The sequence below is a fragment of the Paraburkholderia sp. BR14374 genome, assembly GCF_040948685.1.
GTDB lineage: Bacteria > Pseudomonadota > Gammaproteobacteria > Burkholderiales > Burkholderiaceae > Paraburkholderia > Paraburkholderia youngii.
The window spans coordinates 446,737-466,509 of record NZ_JBFPKF010000003.1; the positions used below are offsets into that span (position 1 = coordinate 446,737).

19 protein-coding genes are annotated in these 19,773 nt (G+C 63.2%); 7 read left to right on the forward strand and 12 right to left on the reverse strand.

Annotated elements, in window-relative coordinates:
• Nucleotides 1–84: 84 nt before the first annotated feature.
• From AB3X86_RS09180 to AB3X86_RS09225, 10 genes are all read right to left on the reverse strand, one after another.
• Nucleotides 85–480: a RidA family protein gene (locus AB3X86_RS09180; RefSeq protein WP_368595705.1), complete on the reverse strand. Its 396-nt coding sequence runs from the start codon at nt 478–480 to the stop codon at nt 85–87.
• A complete protein-coding gene (locus AB3X86_RS09185) occupies nt 480–920 on the reverse strand; it encodes an acyl-CoA thioesterase (RefSeq protein WP_368595706.1) in 441 nt (146 codons plus the stop codon). Before AB3X86_RS09185 ends, AB3X86_RS09180 begins: the two co-directional genes overlap by 1 nt.
• Complete coding sequence (locus AB3X86_RS09190) at nt 917–2,128, reverse strand: acyl-CoA dehydrogenase family protein (protein ID WP_368595707.1); 1,212 nt, start codon at nt 2,126–2,128, stop codon at nt 917–919. The genes AB3X86_RS09185 and AB3X86_RS09190 overlap by 4 nt, the downstream gene beginning before the upstream one ends.
• A gap of 1 nt (nt 2,129) precedes the next feature.
• A complete protein-coding gene (locus AB3X86_RS09195) occupies nt 2,130–2,981 on the reverse strand; it encodes an enoyl-CoA hydratase family protein (RefSeq protein ID WP_368595708.1) in 852 nt (283 codons plus the stop codon).
• 19 nt (nt 2,982–3,000) lie between these two features.
• Nucleotides 3,001–3,543 carry a MarR family winged helix-turn-helix transcriptional regulator gene (locus AB3X86_RS09200; RefSeq protein ID WP_368595709.1) on the reverse strand — a complete coding sequence of 181 codons (543 nt, stop codon included), beginning with the start codon at nt 3,541–3,543 and terminating at the stop codon, nt 3,001–3,003.
• Nucleotides 3,544–3,551: 8 nt separating this feature from the next.
• Nucleotides 3,552–4,325 (reverse strand): SDR family NAD(P)-dependent oxidoreductase, encoded by a 774-nt coding sequence (locus tag AB3X86_RS09205; protein ID WP_368595710.1) that lies wholly within the window; start codon nt 4,323–4,325, stop codon nt 3,552–3,554.
• Complete coding sequence (locus AB3X86_RS09210; RefSeq protein WP_368595711.1) at nt 4,322–6,706, reverse strand: bifunctional salicylyl-CoA 5-hydroxylase/oxidoreductase; 2,385 nt, start codon at nt 6,704–6,706, stop codon at nt 4,322–4,324. The genes AB3X86_RS09205 and AB3X86_RS09210 overlap by 4 nt, the downstream gene beginning before the upstream one ends.
• Before the next feature lie 257 nt (nt 6,707–6,963).
• The gene (locus AB3X86_RS09215) at nt 6,964–7,578 is read right to left on the reverse strand and encodes a hypothetical protein (protein WP_368595712.1); all 615 of its coding nucleotides are present in this window, start codon (nt 7,576–7,578) and stop codon (nt 6,964–6,966) included.
• Between the two features lie 49 nt (nt 7,579–7,627).
• Nucleotides 7,628–8,422: a molybdopterin-dependent oxidoreductase gene (locus AB3X86_RS09220; RefSeq protein ID WP_368595713.1), complete on the reverse strand. Its 795-nt coding sequence runs from the start codon at nt 8,420–8,422 to the stop codon at nt 7,628–7,630.
• A gap of 3 nt (nt 8,423–8,425) precedes the next feature.
• Nucleotides 8,426–9,007, reverse strand: a complete 582-nt coding sequence (locus AB3X86_RS09225) for a cytochrome b/b6 domain-containing protein (protein ID WP_368595858.1) — start codon at nt 9,005–9,007, stop codon at nt 8,426–8,428.
• A gap of 442 nt (nt 9,008–9,449) precedes the next feature.
• On the opposite strand from AB3X86_RS09225, the gene glnH reads away from it, so the two are divergent.
• Genes glnH through AB3X86_RS09250 form a run of 5 tightly spaced genes read left to right on the forward strand, consistent with a single transcriptional unit; the run spans nt 9,450 to nt 13,644 of the window.
• The gene (gene glnH, locus AB3X86_RS09230; protein ID WP_368595714.1) at nt 9,450–10,196 is read left to right on the forward strand and encodes a glutamine ABC transporter substrate-binding protein GlnH; all 747 of its coding nucleotides are present in this window, start codon (nt 9,450–9,452) and stop codon (nt 10,194–10,196) included.
• 27 nt (nt 10,197–10,223) lie between these two features.
• Nucleotides 10,224–10,880: a glutamine ABC transporter permease GlnP gene (gene glnP / locus AB3X86_RS09235; RefSeq protein ID WP_018438276.1), complete on the forward strand. Its 657-nt coding sequence runs from the start codon at nt 10,224–10,226 to the stop codon at nt 10,878–10,880.
• Nucleotides 10,877–11,614, forward strand: a complete 738-nt coding sequence (gene glnQ / locus AB3X86_RS09240; RefSeq protein ID WP_018438275.1) for a glutamine ABC transporter ATP-binding protein GlnQ — start codon at nt 10,877–10,879, stop codon at nt 11,612–11,614. Before glnP ends, glnQ begins: the two co-directional genes overlap by 4 nt.
• 10 nt (nt 11,615–11,624) lie before the next feature.
• Nucleotides 11,625–12,710, forward strand: a complete 1,086-nt coding sequence (locus AB3X86_RS09245) for a C45 family autoproteolytic acyltransferase/hydolase (RefSeq protein WP_368595715.1) — start codon at nt 11,625–11,627, stop codon at nt 12,708–12,710.
• A complete protein-coding gene (locus tag AB3X86_RS09250; RefSeq protein WP_176106948.1) occupies nt 12,646–13,644 on the forward strand; it encodes a MurR/RpiR family transcriptional regulator in 999 nt (332 codons plus the stop codon). Before AB3X86_RS09245 ends, AB3X86_RS09250 begins: the two co-directional genes overlap by 65 nt.
• A gap of 53 nt (nt 13,645–13,697) precedes the next feature.
• On the opposite strand, the gene AB3X86_RS09255 is transcribed toward AB3X86_RS09250, so the two are convergent.
• Nucleotides 13,698–14,912 (reverse strand): MFS transporter, encoded by a 1,215-nt coding sequence (locus AB3X86_RS09255; protein WP_368595716.1) that lies wholly within the window; start codon nt 14,910–14,912, stop codon nt 13,698–13,700.
• Between the two features lie 234 nt (nt 14,913–15,146).
• Here AB3X86_RS09255 and AB3X86_RS09260 point away from each other — a divergent pair, with 234 nt between their 5' ends.
• Complete coding sequence (locus AB3X86_RS09260) at nt 15,147–16,100, forward strand: LysR substrate-binding domain-containing protein (protein ID WP_368595717.1); 954 nt, start codon at nt 15,147–15,149, stop codon at nt 16,098–16,100.
• On the opposite strand, the gene AB3X86_RS09265 is transcribed toward AB3X86_RS09260, so the two are convergent.
• A complete protein-coding gene (locus tag AB3X86_RS09265) occupies nt 16,061–18,043 on the reverse strand; it encodes a phosphatase PAP2 family protein (protein WP_368595718.1) in 1,983 nt (660 codons plus the stop codon). The genes AB3X86_RS09260 and AB3X86_RS09265 overlap by 40 nt on opposite strands.
• A gap of 652 nt (nt 18,044–18,695) precedes the next feature.
• Here AB3X86_RS09265 and galU point away from each other — a divergent pair.
• On the forward strand, nt 18,696–19,595 hold the full coding sequence (gene galU / locus AB3X86_RS09270) for a UTP--glucose-1-phosphate uridylyltransferase GalU (RefSeq protein ID WP_368595719.1): 900 nt from the start codon (nt 18,696–18,698) through the stop codon (nt 19,593–19,595).
• The last annotated feature ends 178 nt before the right edge of the window (nt 19,596–19,773 follow it).

The window sequence follows — 19,773 nt, forward strand, 5'->3', positions numbered from 1 at the left end:
CATGGTCTCCCGGGGCGTTGAGCCGGAAAATGCGCTTCGTTCGGTGTGAAGGGCTTGCCTGTGCGTTCGGTACCTGTATGACGTTCAGTGCGGAATCACCGCAGTGGCTTCGATCTCGACCTTCGCGCGGTCTTCCATCAGCGCGACCACCTGCACCGCGCTCATCGCGATGTCGTAGTCGCCGATCAGCTCGCGAAACACGCGGCCGACGTCCTTCAGCGATGCGAGGTACTCGCGCTTGTCGGTCACGTACCAGGTGAGGCGCACTAGATGTTCGGGCTTGCCTCCCGCTTCGCGCAGCACGGCGAGCAGATTCTTCAGCGCCTGCTCGGACTGCAGCGCGAAATCATCGGAATGGAACTGCGCCTGTTCGTCCCAGCCGATCTGGCCAGCGATGAACACCTGTGTGCCGCTCGCCGCGACGCCGTTCGCATAGCCGCGCGGTTTGACCCAGCCGGCGGGAAGGAGAGCTTTTTTCATCAGCGCTGAGCCTCGATGGGGGAGGTCGATGGAGCGTACGCCGCGAGCGCGCTCGCGATGTCGCCGGGAATATCGATCGATTTCGCGCTGTCGAACGACATGAACACGAGCACCTGTTTCGAACGAAAGCGCGTTTCGCCGTTGCAATGCCCGTGAATCTCGATGCCGATAGAACTGCGGCCGATGGTGTGGACCTCGAGCGTGAGCAGGATCGTTTCGCCCATCTGGCTCGGCCGCGAGAACTCGCAGTCGAGCTTGACGATCGGCAGGCCGATGCGGCGCCGCGCGATCATGTGCGCGTAGTCGATGCGCAGGCCCTCGTTGAACCAGTCTTCGACGAGCACGTTGGTCATCACGAGGTACTGCGGAAAGTACACGATGCCCGCGGGATCGCAGTGCGAGAAGCGGATGCGGACGGGCCGCTCGAACGATGTACTCATTGCGCGTTACCGTTCGCGGCGGCATGCGCCTTCAACAGATCGCGGCCGACGATCAACTGCTGCACTTCGGTCGCGCCTTCGTAGATGCGCAGCGCGCGGATCTCGCGGTACAGCATCTCGACCGCGCTGCCGCTTTGCACACCCATGCCGCCGTAAAGCTGTACGGCTGCGTCGATCACCTGCTGCGCGCCTTCGCTCGCGTGCCACTTCGCCATCGCGGCTTCGCGCGTGACGTTTTCGCCCTGGTCGCGCAGCCACGCGGCGCGATAGACGAGCAGCGCGCTGCTGTCGATCGTCAGCGCCATCTGCGCGAGCTTCGCCTGCGTCAACTGGAAGTCGCCGAGCGTCTGGCCGAACATCTTGCGCGACGCCGCGCGCGCGAGGCCTTCGGCCATCGCATGACGCGCGAAGCCGAGCGATGCGGCCGCCACCGACGTGCGGAAAATATCGAGCGTGCGCATTGCGATCTTGAAGCCTTCGCCGGGCGCGCCGAGTATCTGGCTCTTCGGCACGCGCGCGTTCGTGAAGCTAAGATGCGCTAGCGGGTGCGGCGCGATCACGTCGATGCGCTCGGCGATATCCAGGCCCGGCGTTTCTGCATCCACGATGAACGCGCTGATGCCGCGCGCGCCCGGTGCCTCGCCGGTGCGCGCGAACACCACGTAGAAGTCCGCGATTCCGCCGTTCGATATCCACGTCTTTTCGCCGTCGAGCACGTAGTGGTCGCCCTCTTCGCGTGCGGCCAGCGCCATCGCCGCGACGTCCGAGCCCGCTTGCGGCTCCGACAGCGCGAACGCGGCGATCGCCGTGCCGCTCGCGACGCGCGGCAGATACCGCGATTTCTGCTCATGCGTGCCGGCGAGCGAGATCGCGCCCGAGCCGAGGCCTTGCATTGCCAGTGCGAAATCGGCGAGGCCGGAATAGCGCGCGAGCGTTTCGCGCAGCAGACACACCGCGCGCGTGTCGATCGTGTCGCCGTGGCCGCCATAAGCGACGCCACCGACACCGTATTTCAGCCAGCCGGCCTCACCGAGTTCACGCACCAGCAGGCGGCAGGTCGCGTCGGTGTCGCCATGATCTTGATGCTTGAGATGCTCGCGGCACCACGCGTCGATGCCGGCCGCGAGTTGGCGATGACGCGGCTCGAAAAACGGCCACGCGAGCGGACTGTGCAAATCGATCGAGGTGGTCTGATGGTCGGCGCTCAACTCAGTCTCCTTCGAACACCGGACGTGTCTTCGCCGCGAACGCGTCGTACGCGCGCTCGAAGTCGCGCGTGCCCATGCAGATCGCCTGCGCCTGCGCTTCGGATTCGATCGCTTCGTCGATGCTCATACTCCATTCCTGGTGCAGCATCTTCTTCGTCATGCCGTGCGCGAAGGTCGGGCCGGACGCGAGATCGGCGGCGAGCTTGTGCGCTTCTTCGATGAGCGCGGCCGGGTCGCACAGGCGGTTGTAAAAGCCCCATGCGCGAGCTTCGTCGCCGCTTGCCGAGCGGCCGGTGAACAGCAGCTCGGCGGCGCGTCCCTGGCCGATGATCCGCGGCAGCATCGCGCATGCGCCCATGTCGCAACCGGCGAGGCCGACCCGCGTGAACAGGAACGCGAGCTTGCTGCGCGCAGTGCCGAGGCGCAGATCGGAAGCCATCGCGAGGATTGCGCCGGCGCCCGCGCAGACACCGTCGACGGCCGCGATGATCGGCTGCGGGCAATGGCGCATGGCCTTGACGAGGTCGCCGGTCATGCGCGTGAACAGCAACAGCTCGGGCATCGGCAGATCGATCAGCGGCGCGATGATGTCGTGCACGTCGCCGCCCGAGCAGAAGTTTTCGCCCGCGCCGTGCAGCACGACGGCTTTCACGTCGGTCGCGTACGCGAGGTCGCGGAACAGGTCGCGCAACTCCGCATACGATTCGAAGGTCAGAGGGTTCTTGCGCTCGGGGCGGTTCAGCGTGATCGTCGCGACCTTGCTGGTCACCGACCAGCCGAAGTGCTTCGCCTCGTAGCCTGCCAGGGTCAGGCGGTTGCCGGCCAACAGTGCGTCGGCGTTGGATCGTGTCATGGATTCCTCCAGTGCGAAGTCAGCCTTTCAGGCTGTCGAGCAGATGCCGTTTGAGTTTGCCGAGGTCCTGATGGGTCTTCATCTTTTCGTCGAGGCTCAGGCCGCCGAACATCTCGACGACCCATTGCTCGTGCGCGACGGCCATTTTGTCGAACGCCTTGCGGCCAGCGGGCGTCAGGCACACGCTGATCGAGCGGCGGTCGTTCGGGTCGGTATCGCGCGTGACGAGCCCCTCTTTTTCGAGCTGATCGGTGATGCCGGTGACGTTGCCGCCCGTCACCATCAAACGACGCGACAGCTCGGTCATCTTCAGGCCTTCGGGATGTCGTTCGAGTTGCGCCATCAGATCGAAACGCGGCAACGTGGTGTCGAATTCGGTGCGCAGACGTTTGCGCAATTCGGCCTGCACGAGGTTGGTGGTGGTCAGCATGCGCAACCACAGACGCAGGCCCATATGGCTGTCCGCACCGGTGCTCATTTCGAGGTCCACGACGTTCTCCGCGGGTTGGGCGACGCCTTTGCGCGACGGTTTCGCATCCGCCGCCGACTTCTTTGCTTGCATTGATTTGCTCACGTTACTTCCCCACCCGAAATGGAAATGGATTGCCCCGTGATCGCGTCCGAGCCGGGGCGGCACAGCCACAACACCGCGTTCGCGACCTGCTCCGGACTCACGAAGCGGCGCTGCGGATTCGAGCGCAGCAGCGTGTCGCGCGCCTCGGCTTCGGTGCGCGAGGTCTTGCTCGTGATCTGTTCGAGCGATGCATGCAGCAGCTCGGTTTCGGTGTAGCCGGGGCACACTGCGTTGACGGTGATGCCGAGCGTCGCGGTTTCGAGCGCGAGCGAGCGCGTGAGACCGATCACGCCGTGCTTCGCGGCGCAATACGCGGCGACGTACGCATAGCCGATCTGCCCCGCGGTGCTTGCGACGTTGACGATGCGGCCATAGCCACGCTCGAGCATGTCCGGCAGCACAGCGCGGGTGCCGAGAAACACGCCGGTCAAATTCACGTCGAGCATGCGCTGCCAGAGCGCGAGATCGGTGTGCGTGAACGGCGCGGCCTGCGCCTGCCCCGCGTTGTTGACGAGGATATCGACGGCGCCAGCCTCACCGAATGCGCGCGCCACCGACTCTTCTTGCGTGACATCCACGCTGATACACGCGACATCGCCGAGTGCCGCGCATTGTTTGCGCTGCGCTTCGAGGCGTTGTGGGTTGCGGCCCATCAGCGTGACGCGCGCGCCGGCGCGCAGCAGCGCCTGCGCGATGGCCGCGCCGATGCCGCTGCCGCCGCCGGTGACGACCGCGTGCTGGCCGGCGAGAGAGGTGTCTGACGTGTTCACACGGTTCCTTCGGCGCGTTGCGCGCGTTGTTGCGCCGTCAGGCCGGCGTTGGCGATGGCCTGCGCGCGCTCGCGTTCGAGGTTGCGTTCGAGCTGCATTTTCGCGGCGGTGTAGGGCTTCGGCCACGCGATGTCGAGATAGCCGATCTTCGCCGCTTCGTTCAGCGTCCACGACGGATTCGCGAGATGCGGACGCGCGATCGCGCACAGGTCCGCGCGGCCAGCCGCGATGATGCTGTTCACGTGGTCCGCTTCGGAAATCGCGCCGACCGCGATCGTCGCGATGCCGGCTTCGTTGCGCACGCGGTCGGCGAACGGCGTCTGGAACATGCGGCCGAACACGGGCTTTTCTTCCTTGCTGACCTGGCCCGACGACACGTCGATCATGTCCGCGCCGGCCGCCTTGAACGCCTGCGCGATCTTCACGGCGTCGTCGGGCGTGTTGCCGCCTTCGACCCAGTCGTGCGCGGAAATCCGCACCGAGATCGGCTTGTCCTGCGGCCACACCGCACGGATCGCACTGAATACCTGCAGCGGATAACGCAGACGGTTCTCGAGCGAGCCGCCGTATTCATCGGTACGGTGATTCGTCAGCGGCGACAGGAAGCTCGACAGGAAATAGCCGTGCGCGCAGTGCAATTCGAGCCAGTCGAAACCCGCTTCGATCGACATGCGCGTTGCCTTCACGAACTGCTGCTCGATTGCGCGCAGCTCTTCGTGCGTGGCTTCCCGCGAACGCTGGCTGATGCCGCGCAGATACTGCTGCGGCGACGCCGAAACGAGCGGCCAATTGCCTTCGTCGAGTGGCTGGTCGATGCCTTCCCACGCGACGCGCGTCGAACCTTTCGCACCGGAGTGGCCGAGCTGGATGCCGATCTTCGCATCCGATTGCAGATGCACCAGATCGACGATGCGCTTCCATGCGGCCAGATGCTCGGGCGCGTACATGCCGGGGCATCCCGGCGTGATGCGCGCTTCGGGCGACACGCAGGTCATCTCGGTCATCACGAGCGCGGCGCCGCCCATTGCGCGCGCGCCGAGATGCATCAGGTGGTAGTCGCCCGCCACGCCGTCTACCGCCGAGTACTGCGCCATCGGCGACACCATCACGCGATTCTTCAGCGTGACGCCGCGCACCTTGAAGGGCGTGAACATCGGCGGAATCGAATGTTTGTCCGCCGCGCGCTCGACGCCCGCGCGCTTCGCGAGCCAGTCTTCGAAGCCGGACAGATATTGCGAATCTCTCCCGCGCAGGTTCTCGTGCGAGATGCGCTGCGAGCGCGTAAGCAGCGAATAGGCGAACTGTTCCGGCTCGAACGACGTATAGCGATCGACGTGCTCGAACCATTCGGTCGAATTGCGCGCGGCGTTCTGGATGCGCAGCACGTCGACGCTGCGTACTTCGGTGTAGTGCTTCAACGCTGCGGCCAGGTCGTCGGGATGAGAACCCAGATGCGCGCTGATGCTGTTCGCGAGTTCGATTGCGTCTTCGAGCGCGAGCTTGGTGCCCGAGCCGATCGAGAAGTGCGCGGTATGCGCGGCGTCGCCCATCAGCACGATCGGCGTTCGTGTGCCGTTCGCGTTGCGGCGCCAATGCACCCACTCCTTGTTGACGACGCGCGGAAAACGGATCCATTGCGACGAGCCGCGCAGATGCGCGGCGTTCGACATCAGCGCATTGCCGTCGAGGTACTTCGCGAACAGCTTCTCGCAGAACGCGATGCTGTCTTCCTTGCTCATTTCGTCGAGACCGGCGGCGCGCCACACGCGTTCCGGCGTTTCGACGATGAACGTCGAGGTTTGATCGTCGAAGCGGTAGGCGTGCGCCTGGAACCAGCCGAATTCGGTTTCCTCGAACGCGAACGTGAACGCGTCGAACAGCTTCTTCGTGCCGAGCCACACGAAGCGGCAGTCGCGCACGTCGATGTCCGGCTGATAGGTGTGCGCGTATTTCTGGCGCACGGCGCTGTTCAGGCCGTCGCTCGCGATGATCAGGTCCGCGTCGTATGCGCTGTCGTCCACGACCTGGGTTTCGAACACGAGCTTTACGCCGAGTCCTTCGCAGCGCGCCTGCAGGATATTCAGCAGGCGTTTGCGACCGATGCCGCAAAAGCCGTGGCCCGACGAACGCACGCTGCGGCCGCGGAAGTGGATCTCGATGTCGTCCCAGTGATTGAACGCGTCGAGGATCGCCTCGGCGCTCGGGGCGTCGGCGGCGCGCAGATTGCCGAGCGTCTGGTCGGAGAACACGACGCCCCAGCCGAAGGTGTCATAGGGGCGGTTGCGCTCGATCACCGTGACTTCATGGCCGGGGTTGCGTTTTTTCATCAACAGACCGAAGTACAAACCGGCCGGGCCGCCCCCGATACAAACTATGCGCATGCTGGTTCCCCAAAATGAACTCCGCGTTGAAATTAATTTAGGTTTTGATAGTTTAGATGTCAAGTAAATTTCGGGAGTGCCGGCATGGAGGAATTTAGCCCGCATGAATCCGCAGACGATGCTCGTGCGGCTGCGCGGTCGGCGGGCAGCGAGATGAATGCACCCCATCCAGGCAAATCAATCGTGACGATGCGTCGGCACGCGCGGCGTCGACATATGACGCCGTGCGTGGCGCTCGCCGAGGCGAAGGTCAGCGGTCACATCGGCGGCACTACGCCGTCCTTTTCAACCACGACGCGTTGCGCAACGTAGCTTCCCTGCGACGCAGGCGTTGCGACAATGAACACCTTTTTGCCGGCCGTAAGATCGCTGTGGTCCGCCGGCGTGAACGTGACGACGGGCACGTTTGGCGGCACCGTCACCACATTGCTGCCGCCCTTGTACGACAGCTTAAGGTCGCGGCCGTTAGTGCTCTGCACGACGGAGTCGACGTTCGCGTTGGTCATCGAGCTTTTCGGGCCCAGGTCCCACGGGTAATGCCCTTCGCCCGTGCCGCGCGCGGACTCGGGGAACACCACCACTTCCGTTGCCGTCAGCTTGCCGTCGGTGCCCGTGGTGGCAGCCGTGCCAATAAACGTACCCGGCTTGATATCCGATAGCTGCATCGTTTTCACAGCCGAAACACGCACATCCGGCTTAACATCGACCGACACGGTGTCGCCGCTGCGGCGATGGACCTTGAGCGTCTCACCGTTTTGCGACACGATTTCGCCACGGATGCGCGTGGGCGTCGTGGCGGGCGCCTGCGCGAAAGCAGCGCTCGCGAGCGCGGCAGCCATAAAGGCTGCGCCAAGTTTGATGCGGAGTGTCATAGAACCTCCCAACTGGATGGTTGAAGGACGGGGAAAAGACATCATTGCTTCACGAGCCGCTGAACCAGTTGTAGCCCTGGTTCTCCCAATAGCCGCCCGGATACTGGTTCGTGATTTCGATTGCGACGACATGCTTGGGATTCTTGAAGCCGAGCTTGGTCGGCACGCGCAGTTTCATCGGAAAGCCATACTTCGGCGGCAGCACGTCACCGTCGTAAGTCAGCGTGAGCAGCGTCTGCGGGTGGAGCGCCGTCGGCATGTCGATGCTGGTCCAGTAGTTGTAGTCCGCGCAATGCAGCGACACGTACTTTGCAGTCGTGTCCGCACCCGCGCGACGCAGAAATTCGGAAAAGCGCACGCCGCCCCAGCGGCCGATCGCGCCCCATCCTTCGACGCAGACAAGCCGCGTGATCTGGCTTTCCTGCGGCAGCGCATGCAGTTCGTCGAGCGACCAGGTGCGCTTGCCGTGCGCGAGGCCGGTGACTTGCAGACGGTAGGTCGCGGCATCGATCTCGGGTACATCGTCGATCTCATAGAACGCGTTGAACGGAAACGGCCGCGTGATCATCGATTCCGGATACGTGGGCGCCAGCTTGTTCGGATCGAACAGCAGCGCCTGCACGCGGTCGTTGAAGAGCGAGATGCGGCGCAGCGCGGTGTTCACTGCCTTATCGTTGGTCAGATCGCAACCGGAGAGCATCGCGATGCCGCCCAGGGTCAGCAGACGCCTGCCGAACAGGCGGCGCGCGGGCGATTTGAGTTCGCGCTGTGCGTCACGGATGATCGATTCGCCATGCGTCGCGAGAAAAGTGCCTGGTGGCGCGGTGCGTTTGCGGATCGTCACGATTTACCGTCCCCGTATCATCAACAGTAACGAGCGCGGCACGAGCGCGGCCATCGCGACGTGAACGATGAAAAACGCCACCAGTACGCTCATGCATACGAAGTGCACGACGCGCGCATTGTCATATCCGCCCATCAGCGTGCGCAGCAGCGGGAACTGCACCGACTTCCATATGACGAGCCCCGACAACACGATCAGCACGATGTCGGCGATCACGACGAGATAGGCGAGCTTCTGCACCGAGTTGTAGTGCGCGAGGTCGTCGTGTTTCAGGCGCCCGCGCAGCGCGGCGATCAGATCGCCGGCCAACTGTTTCGGCCTGATGGGCAGCAGTTTGCGTCGCAAGCGTCCGGACGCCAGATTCAGCGCGAGATAGACCAGAAAATTGGCGACCAGCAGCCACATCACGGCGAAATGCCATAGCAGCGCTCCGGCGAGCCAACCGCCAAGTGTGATCGAAGGTGGAAACTGAATGGCTGGAAAGATTGGCGACGCATCGTAAATCTGCCAGCCGCTCATGACCATCAGCACGACCGCGACAGCATTGATCCAGTGTGTGATCCGTACCCAGCCGGGTTGAACCATGTTGTGACTCAAAATCACTCCAGATTCGGTGACATTCATGCCAGTAGCGCGGGAGCAAGCCGGTCGACACCGAATCGCGCTCCGACCGTCAGGCTGCCATCTGCAACACAAGGGCTAACGCGATCGATCGACCGTTATTCCGTCGCGCGTGAAGATTTTTCCCTTGCAATCGACTTTCAATAGCGACACACACCGCGCGCGAAAGCCGTCCCGCCGCAGGGGATTCGCAGCATCCGGCATGCCCTATTGCGCCGGGCACAAGCGCTTCGGCGCAAAGTCACGCTTCGGCACCCAGCGCCTTCCGTCCGACATCTCCTATCGGGGTATACCCGACTCGCAAGCAAATTTGCACGCCAAACTATTGCGCAAATAAATTTGCAGAAAGATACTCATCGCAAATCGGTTTGCTGTCGTTCCTCAACCCCACCTCGAAGAGGTCATCATGAAACTCGTAGCAAAGCTCGCCGCGGCTGCACTCGTCGCCGTCTCCGTCCTCGGTCATGCCGCGCGGGCCGAGACCTTGCTGGTCGCCTGCGACACGGCGTTCGTGCCGTTCGAATTCAAGCAGGGCGACAAATACGTCGGCTTCGATATCGACCTGTGGGAAGCCATCGCGAAGGACCTGAAACTCGACTACAAGCTGCAGCCGATGGATTTCAGCGGCATCCTGCCGGCGCTGCAAACCCATAACGTCGACGTCGCGCTCGCGGGCATCACGATCAAGGACGAGCGCAAGAAAGTGATCGACTTCTCCGATGGCTACTACGACAGCGGCTTCACGCTGATGGTGCCGGCCACCAGCGCAATCAAGGGCCCGGACGATCTGAAGGGCAAGTCGCTCGCGATCAAGACGGGGACGTCGGCAGCGGATTACGCGAAGGCGCATTTCGCGGGCACCGATCTGCGCCAGTTCCCGAACATCGACAACGCGTATCTGGAGTTGCAGACAGGACGCGTCGATGCAGCGATGCACGACACGCCGAACGTTCTCTACTACATCAACACGGCGGGCAAGGGCCACGTGAAGGCGGTCGGTGCGCAGATGATGGCGCAGCAATACGGCATCGGCTTTCCGAAGGGCAGCCCGCTCGTGCCGAAGGTCAATGCGGCGCTCGCGAAGATCAAGGCTGACGGTCGCTATGCAGCGATCTACAAGAAGTGGTTCGGCGTCGAGCCGACGAAGTCCTGATAACGCAACGGCAGCAGGAGGCAAGTCATGCAGTTCGATCTGTCAGTCGTCGTCGATGCGTTACCGGCACTATTGCAGGGCGCGAAGCTGACGGTGCTCATCACCATCGCGGGCCTTGCGGGAGGCCTGGCGGTCGGCTTTCTGTTCGGCTTGATGCGCGCGTACGGCAACGCCTTCATGCAGAAGATCGCGTTCGCGTACGTCGAGTTCGTGCGCGGCACGCCGATCGTCGTGCAGGTGATGTTCATCTACTTCGCTCTGCCCGTGCTGCTTAACGTGCGCGTCGATGCGTTGACGGCCGCGATCGTGTCGATCATCGTCAATTCGGGCGCGTATATCGCCGAGATCGTGCGCGGCTCGTTCCTGTCGGTGCCGCGCGGATTGAAGGAAGCGGGACTCGCGCTGGGCATGCCGATGTGGCGCGTGCTCGGGTTCGTCGTCGGGCCCGTTGCGATTCGCCGCATGACGCCGGCGCTTGGCAACCAGTTCATCGTGAGCCTGAAGGATACGTCGCTGTTCATCGTGATCGGCGTCGGTGAACTCACGCGTCAGGGTCAGGAAATCATGGCGGCGAATTTTCGGGCCGTTGAAATCTGGACGGCCGTGGCCGCAATCTATCTGTGCATGATCGGTGTGCTGACGTTCTGTCTGCGCACGATGGAAAAGAGGATGCGGATACTATGAGCGCGCTCGATATGGTGCAGTTCAAGCAGGTCACGAAGCGCTTCGGGCAGACCACCGTGCTGGACGGCGTCGATCTGAACATTCGCGCGGGCGAAGTCGTGGTGCTGATCGGTCCGTCGGGTTCGGGCAAATCGACGCTGCTGCGTTGTATCAATGCGCTGGAGCATATCGACGGCGGCGATCTGATCGTCGATGGCATCAGCGTGCACGGCGGCTCGAAGAAAGTGCGCGAGATTCGCCGCGAAGCGGGCATGGTGTTTCAGCAGTTCAATCTGTTCCCGCAACTGACGGCGCTCGAAAACGTCGCGTTCGGTCCGCGTCAGGTGCGCGGCATGAGCAAGTCCGACGCGGAAACGCTCGCGCACGAGCTGCTGACGAAAGTCGGCCTCGCGGGCCGCGTCGGGCACTATGCAAGCGAGTTGTCGGGCGGTCAGCAGCAACGCGTCGCGATTGCGCGTGCGCTGGCCGTCAAGCCGAAGCTGATGCTGTTCGACGAGCCGACTTCGGCGCTCGATCCCGAACTGCGGCAGGAAGTGCTGCGGGTGATGCAGTCGCTGGCGGAAGAGGGCATGACGATGGTCGTCGTGACGCACGAAATGACGTTCGCGCGCAAGGTCGGCACGCGTCTGATCTTCATGGAACACGGCCACATCACGGTCGACGGGCCGCCTGCGCAGTTGCTCGACAATCCGCCGAATCAGCGCCTGCGCGATTTCCTTCAACACGTCGAATGATCTCGAACTCATGTCTGCAATTGGATTCATCGAAATCTCCGGCTCGCCGTTCGACGTGGGCAAGGCGCTAGGCCGCTTCGGCGCGTTGGCCGTGCATCGCCACTTGGTGCAATCGGCCGCCTGGCGCGACGTCATGCAATGGCATGGCACGCCGCTCGCGGCCGCGCTTTCCGCACATACGCGGCAGCGCTTTCCGCGTATCTGGGCGGAATTGCAGGGGCTTGCCAACGGCCTCGGACTGCCCTTCGACGATGTGTTCCTGTGGAACTGCCGCGGCGACCTGTGGGCTGCGTCGCCCGACGGTTGCACGACGGTGCAATTGCCATCGGTTGATGGCAAGCGCATCAGTCACAACGAAGACGGCGACCCCGGCTTCGCGGGGCATTGCGCGATTGCCGCGTGTCGGATCGACGACAGTCCGGGCTTTGCGGCGTTCGTGTATCCGGGCTCGCTGCCGGGCCATACGTTCGCCGTGACGGACGCGGGTCTTGCCGTCACCGTGAACAACCTGCGGGTGCGCCAGACCGAGGCGGGCGTGCCGCGCATGGTGCTTACGCGCGCGTTGCTGGATGCGCGCGATCTCGATGCGGCCGTCGCCGTGGTGCGCGACAACCCCCGCGCGGGCGGCTTCCATCTGACGCTTGCGCATCAGGCGAGCGCGCCGTTGCTGAGCGTCGAGTACAGCGCGCACGGTTGTTCCGTGCAGGAGATCACGCAGCCGTCGTTGCATGCGAATCACGCGATTCATCCGCCGATGCGGGACTTCGCCCAGCTCGTGACCGATTCATCGCGTAGTCGGCAGGCGCGCGGCGACCGGCTGTTGCGGGACGCACGCGAAGCGGGGCATGCGCCTGAGCCGCTCGCGATCCTCGCCGACACGCACGACGCATCGCTGCCGATCTACCGCGCCGATCCTGCCGATCCCGACGACGAAAACACGCTCGCAACCGCTGATATCGTGATCGGGGCGTCTCACATAGAATGGGACGTTTATGAACAACCAGGGACGCCGCCGCGATATCGATTGATCAATGGACACAAACCTACGCACGAAGCGCCGCAAGCCGGCGAACAAGGACGAGGCGAGCGCGCCTGAAGCCGTCGCTGGCGCGCCGCGCAGCGTCGATGCGCTGCGCGAACTGGTGGTGCGCATCGGTCGCGACGAGGCGGGCCTGTCGCTCGGCGGTAAGGCGCACGCCGTGCTGGCCTGGCTGCTCGAACGGCCGGAGGAAGTGGCCGTGCGGACCATCACCGATCTGGCGACGGCACTCGACGTCAATGCGTCGACGCTGACGCGGCTCAGCACGAAGCTCGGCTATACAGGGTTCGCGGATTTTCAGAGCGTGTTTCGCGATTCGCTGGCGGAGCGTCACAGGCATTTCTATACGAATCAGGCGGAGCGGCTCGTTGCAGGGAAAAAGCAGCGTGCGCACACGCCCGTCAATAGCGGAACGTCGCCCGAAGTCGAGGTCGTCGTGCAACTCGCGCACGAATCGATCGTCAATGTGGAGACGTTTCTCGCGCGGCTATCGGCTGACGATCTGCGCGGCGCGGCCGCGCTATTGGCGGGGGCGCCGCGCGTGCGCGTGCACGGCTTGCGGCAGTTCAGCGCGCTCGCCAGCTTTCTTTGCTATGGGCTCGGGATGATCCGCACCGACGTCGCACTGCTAGATGCGCAAGGGCTCGGCGTGGCTGAAGGACTCGCGCAGTTGCAACCGGGCGATGTGGTGGTCGTCACGAGCGTTTCGCCTTATACGCGCAGCGTCGCTGAAGCTGCGAAGGCAGCCGCCGAGGCGGGTATGACGGTCATCGCGATCACGGATACGCTCGCGTCTCCACTGGTGCCGCCCGCACGGCACGCGTTTCTGATTCCGCATGACAGCAGTTTCTTCAGCAATAGCATGGGCGCGTATCTGATCTTTTGCGAAGGCCTGCTCAATCTGGTCGCGACGCATCTGGGCAAGCGCTCTTTGCAGGCGCTATCGCGGCGCGAACGATTGATTACCGCGTTGGGGATCGAGACGGACTAAGCTCCGGTCAGTCCGCGCCACGCGGCGCCGAGTCGGGCGAAACGCGCTTGGGTCTAGCGCTTGCCGACAGCGTGCGGTCGTCCAATCAGCAGGAAGTGGACGAACGCGATCAGCGGGAACGCAAGGCCCACGCCAGCTACCAACGGCCATCCGCCGCGCTCGAAGAGCGTGCTCGCAAGTGCGGACCCGATCGCGCCGCCAACGAAGATGCTTGTCATGTACAGCGCATTGAGACGGTTGCGGCTGGCCGCGTGCAGCGCGTAGATCTCTCGCTGGCCGAGCACCATGTTCATCTGCACAGCGAAGTCGAGCGCAATTCCGGTAACCACGAGGCCGAAGACTCCGGACGCGGGATGGACGAGCGCCGGCAGATAAGACAACGCGGCCACGATCAGCGCCACAAACGTGGCGCGAATGGAATGTCCAGCGTCCGCGAGCCGACCTGCGACGGGAGCCGACGTCGCACCAATTGCGCCAACCAGTGAGAACAGCGCGATTGCGGACTGTGACAGGCCGTACTGGCGCGTGAGCTCAACCGGAACCGCAGTCCAGAAGAGGCTGAACGACGCGAACATCAAACCTTGATAGAGCGCACGATGGCGCAGTACCGGCATGGTTCGCACGAGCACCAGCAGCGAGCCGATGAGCTCTAAATATGTGGCGCTATGGTCCGGTTGCCGGCGCGGAATCGTCAGCGCGAGCACGGTCGTCACGAGCGCCATCACGACCGCGGCCGCTGCGAACACGACGCGCCAGCCGAAGTGGTCCGCGACGATACTCGACAGCGGTCGGGACAGCAGGATGCCGAGAAGCAGGCCGCCCATGATCGTGCCGACGATACGGCCTCGGGAATGATCGGGAGCAAGGTGCGCCGCGAGCGGGATCAGGATCTGCACGGCCACGGAACTGAAGCCGATCAGCAACGACATCAGCAGGAACCAGCTGGGCGTGTGCATCAGCGATGCGATCGCGAGACTCGCGACCGACACGACTGCGGTCGTAATCATCAGCTTGCGGTTCTCGAGCAGGTCGCCCAGCGGCACGATGAAAAACAGACCGAGCGCGTAGCCCATCTGCGTGAGCGAAACGATCAGGCTCGCCGTGCCACCCGACATGTGCAACGACGGACCGATCAACTCGGTGATCGGCTGCGCGTAGTACAGGTTTGCAACGATCGCGCCGCAACTGAATGCGAATAGTGCAATGAGTCCCTGGGTGAGCTTGACGGGCCGTTCGTTGCCGCCGAGCGTGCGCGAGGGAGTGGACATGATGGCTCCTTGAGCGATGAAATTATTTGACGACTACGCCGTTCGACTTCTATGCAGTGCGCGAATTGGCGTCGGCTTGTACGACAGCGAAACTGTTGTTCGCGACTGCACCAAGGTTAGGCGCAAGCCGGTGCATGCGGAATACGATCGGCGCGCAATCCCCCGTTGCGCTGCACGCAACGCGACGAGCGTCGGTCGTCAGCCATGGGGATTTCCGCTGGCATAATCTCCCGCATGGACAAATTGCTCGCCCTCAACACCCTGCTCGAAGTGGCTGATGCCGGCGGCTTCGCGAAAGCCGCCCAGCGTCTGGGCGTGGCAACGTCGTCGGTCACGCGTTTGATGGACGCACTCGAAGACTCGCTCGGCACCGCGCTGCTGACGCGAACGCCTCGGCGTGTCAGCCTGACCGATGCTGGCGCAGCGTACGTCGAACAGATTTCCAGGCTGCTCGACGAGCTCGCTGAGGCCGACGAAAGCGTGCTGGACAGCGGCGCGGCGCCCGTTGGCGCATTGCGCGTGACGGTGCCGTCCACGTACAACCGCATCGTGCTTGCGCCGCATCTCGCCGCTTTCCTGCGTGAATATCCTCGCGTTGCGCTGGACGTCGTCGTTGCGGATCACTTCGTGGATCTCGCGCTCGATCGCATCGACGTGGCGGTGCGCATTGGGCTGCCCAGCGGCGATCCGAATCTCATCGTCAGGAAGATGGCCGACAACCCGCGCTTCGTGGTTGCGGCTCACGGGTACCTGAAAAAAGCGGGAATGCCCGAGGAACCAGCCGACCTCGCCGAACACGAATGTCTGCGCATCGCCTATGGCGGAAGCTATCGGGCACGTCAGATCTGGACGTTCGCGCGCGGGGAGGAAATTGAAAAGGTCAACGTGCGCGGACGACTGATATCGAACAGCCTCGATATGCTCCTGCAAGCAGTGCTCGCTGAGCAGGGGGTCGCTCTATTGCCCGACTGGCTGGTGAACGAACACATCGATGCGGGCCGCCTGATGCGATGCTTCGCGGACAGGAACGTGACGCCGCAGAGCGGCGATGTCGTGGTCCATGCGGCATACCTGCCCAATCGCAGGCATTCGACGAAAGTGCGGGCCTTGTTGCAGTTTCTCGAAGCGCGCATCGGCACCCGCCCGGCTTACGAATCGATGTGCACCGACACCCCGGTCGCCGAATAGACGGGCGTCGCCTTGTGGCCGTCGACCGTGATCGTCGTGAACTGCGTGGTCGCTCCGTTGCCATCGATCAGATCGATGGTGTCACCGACCTTGGGCGCATAGCCGTTCACGAACTTCACGTGCAGCGTGCCGCCTGCGATGGTGAGTTGATTGCCAACGTGCAGTTGGCCGGCGCCTTTACCGTCGATGTCGAGTTCGAGCGTGGTGCCGGCGAGCTGCGTGTACTTGCCGACGATGGACACGGGCGAAGACGCCGCGATAGTGACGCCGCCCGCACCCACATACACGTCGCCCGTGCCGAACGCATTCGGAGAATCCGCCTCGAGCACACCGCCGCTTACCTGTGAACCGCCCGACCAGGTGTTGTTGCCACCGAGCTTCAGCGTTCCACTGCCCTGCAGCGTCAACTTCCCCGCGCCGGAAATGTCGTTGCGCCACAGATCCGACGCGTTGAATCCGCCTTGGGACACATCCATCGAAACGATGACGCTGCCATTGAACGCACCATATCCGTCGCCGGCCGCAAACATGTTGAGGCGGCCCCAACCTTCCGCGTCGTCCATGACCGGATAGCCGGAAGGAAGCTCGGTCGTCTTGAGCACCACGCGGCGCTGGGCTGCGCTCAGATACGGAAAGCGCGTCTCCAGCAATCCTTCCGCACCCTTCGGCACGACGGGAGGCGCATCGGTCGATTCGATCGGAGCAAAGCCGAACGTCATACGACGGGTGAAGTCTGCTTTGTTCGTCGCATAGTCGGCAAAGCGGTCCGTCGCTGCCGTGCCGGAGTGGGCGAAAGCGGCGAAGTTCGTCGAATTGGTGTTGGTCGACTGCATCAGGGCTGCGTGCGCCTGACTAAGTGCGGCGCTCTTCAAGGTGGCGTTGCTGGGATCGGAGAGATTCGCAGCAGTCGCCGCAAGTGCAAACATTCGACCAGCAATGACGTCGAGCGGCGAATGCATACCGGCAAAAATGCGGTTTTCGCCAAGTTCGAGGCCGCGGCTCGCCATCTCCTGGAACCGCTCCGGCAGCACGTAGGCCATTGTCATCGCGTCGCGCATCGCCTCCGCCTCGTGACCGCTGATATATCCGCCATCGGTCGAAGGCGTGGTGCTCTCGGCCGGCACCAGAGTCGGAGCTACCACGACACTCGTGCTCCAGCGGTATGGCCGCGCGTATTTGTAGAAGCGCTTGGCCGGCTCGGTCGATGCGTTGTTGCCCATGTTGCTGAGCAGGTCGACGACCTGGCCGAAATTGCTGTTGCCGCCACTGCTGCCGACGCCGATGTTGTTGCCGGCGTCGTTGTACAGCACGGTCGTCGCATCCGCCGGGATCGACGTGATCGTCGTCGTCTGCTGCGCCGCCGTGCGCCACGCGTTGGTGAGCGGGCCCATGCCGTCGGTCACGCTGTAGCCTTTGCCGCGGCGGTCGTCGTAGTAGGCTGCATCGGCCTGCGCCTGGGTGCGGTTGGTCGTTTCGGTGACCACGAATTGAATATTTGCGGCATGGACGGCGCTGTTCACGACAGCCCCACCAGGCGTACCGTCATTGGGTAGTCCGGTCCACGTGGACTGCACGACAGCCGGAAACGAACCATTGGCGGGGGCGGATACGCCCGCATCGACGATCTCGGTCAACGGTTGCCAGATATCGAGGAATCGCGAGACGACACGCACGCCCGCATTCGTGGCGAGCGTCGCATATCGAGCGTCGCCGCGCTGGTTGGTCGCGATCGTGTCGACGAACGCGGGCACGTCGGGGATTGCGGCGTTGTCGACAAAACCAGGGTCGGCAGGTGGAGCCGGGATCGAGGCCGTCGCCGTTGTCGTCGAAGTATTCGAGGACGTCGGCGTAGAAGAGTCATTGCCGCCACCGCACGCGGCTAGTGCCGCTACGCTTGCGAGAATAGTGAGGCGCAGCGGAAGAGAGACGCGAAGATGAGTCATCACGAGACTTTCTTGTCGTTGTCGGTGGCGTCGAATTGTGCGGATGAATTATTACGGCATTGTTGCGACCTATTTTCGGGCAACGGGGACATGCATCGCAGACGTCTGAGCGCAGAGAGGGAGAAAGCCAACCCCTAAAGCCAACCCCTAAAGCCAACCCTTTACCGTCGCCACTCGCCAGACGACGAACATGACGAGGCCCACCGACGCGGCGGTCAACAGAATGAAGTCAATCGAGCGCGCTAGCTTTTTCATATCAAAGTCGGATCGGACGTGCGACGTCCGCATGTGAGCAGGGAGTCAGGCGTGCGTGAGCATTCAGCGTGGGTATGAAGTTACGCCCTGCAAGCTTAAAAGCCGCTTATCGCGAGCCTGTCCTCTTGACGACCTGGGTTCCCCGAGTCGCCCGCCTCTGCGGATTGACGCGCCGCAACGGCGAATATCCACACCCGCCGGCAAACCGTGCCATCATGGCGAGCATTCAGCAGATGTTTGCGAGCGGACGGAAGCCACGTTTGTTGCAAGCGCTTCATCAGTACCGCACGCTCCGACGCGCAGCACTGGCCAGCCGAAGCGGGAGCCCAGCCCGGCGGCATCCGGCCATGCTCCACAGCCGTGCTGCTCCGTCTACCAGCCGGACGAGGAGTTCATCATGCTCGCAGTTCACAAGGCGGTGTTTCCGGTCGCGGGAATCGACACGCGCTTTCTGCCGGCCACGAAGGCGAGTCCGAAGGAGATGCTGCCGGTCATCGACAAACCGCTGATTCAATATGCGGTCGAAGAAGCGGTTGCCGCGGGTATCACCGAGCTGATCTTCATCACGGGCCGCGGTAAGCGCGTGATCGAAGATCATTTCGACAGATCCTACGAAGTCGAACACGTGCTGCGGGCGCGCGGGCTGCAAAACCTCGCCGAACTCGTGCAAAGCATCAAACCGCCCAACGTCAACTGCATCTATGTTCGGCAAGCCGAGCCGCTCGGACTCGGGCATGCGGTGTTGTGCGCGCAAAAGCTGATCGGCGACGAGCCGTTCGCGGTCGTTCTCGCCGACGATCTGCTCGAGGGTCAGCCGCCGGTTCTCGAGCAGATGGTGCACGTCTTCAGCCATTACGACTCGTCGGTGATCGGGGTCGAGGAATTCGAAGCGGACGGCGCTTGCTCGCATGGCGTGGTCGGCGGACGACATTGGGACGCGCGCGTGATCAACGTGTCGAGTATCGTCGAGAAGCCCGCCCCGGAAAAAGCGCCTTCGTGCTTCGGCGTCGCGGGCCGTTATGTGTTGATGCCAGCGGTATTCGACCACTTGCGCGCGCAGCCGCCCGGCCCTCACGGCGAGATTCAACTGACACCCGCCATTCATTCGATGCTCGAGGAAGAGCAGGTGCTCGCGTATGAATTCATCGGCAAACGCTACGACTGCGGGACCAAACTCGGTTATCTGCAGGCGACCGTCGACTTCGCGCTGCGGCATAACGAAGTGCACGATGCATTCGGCGCCTGGTTGCGCAAGCGCGTAGACGGCGAGACGGCCGCGCCGCGCACCACGCATTAGCGCCGCCCATTGGACGACGGCACGGTCCGATCAAAGCAGGGTCCGGTAAATCTGTGCGCTATCGCACACACGCCGGCGCATCGAATGTCCATGATTTACCGATCAACGTCATTCCTCTCGGCCATTCCGGAGTGGCCAGCCGGACAGAATTCGATGGGTGTCAGCATGGGCTTGCGCG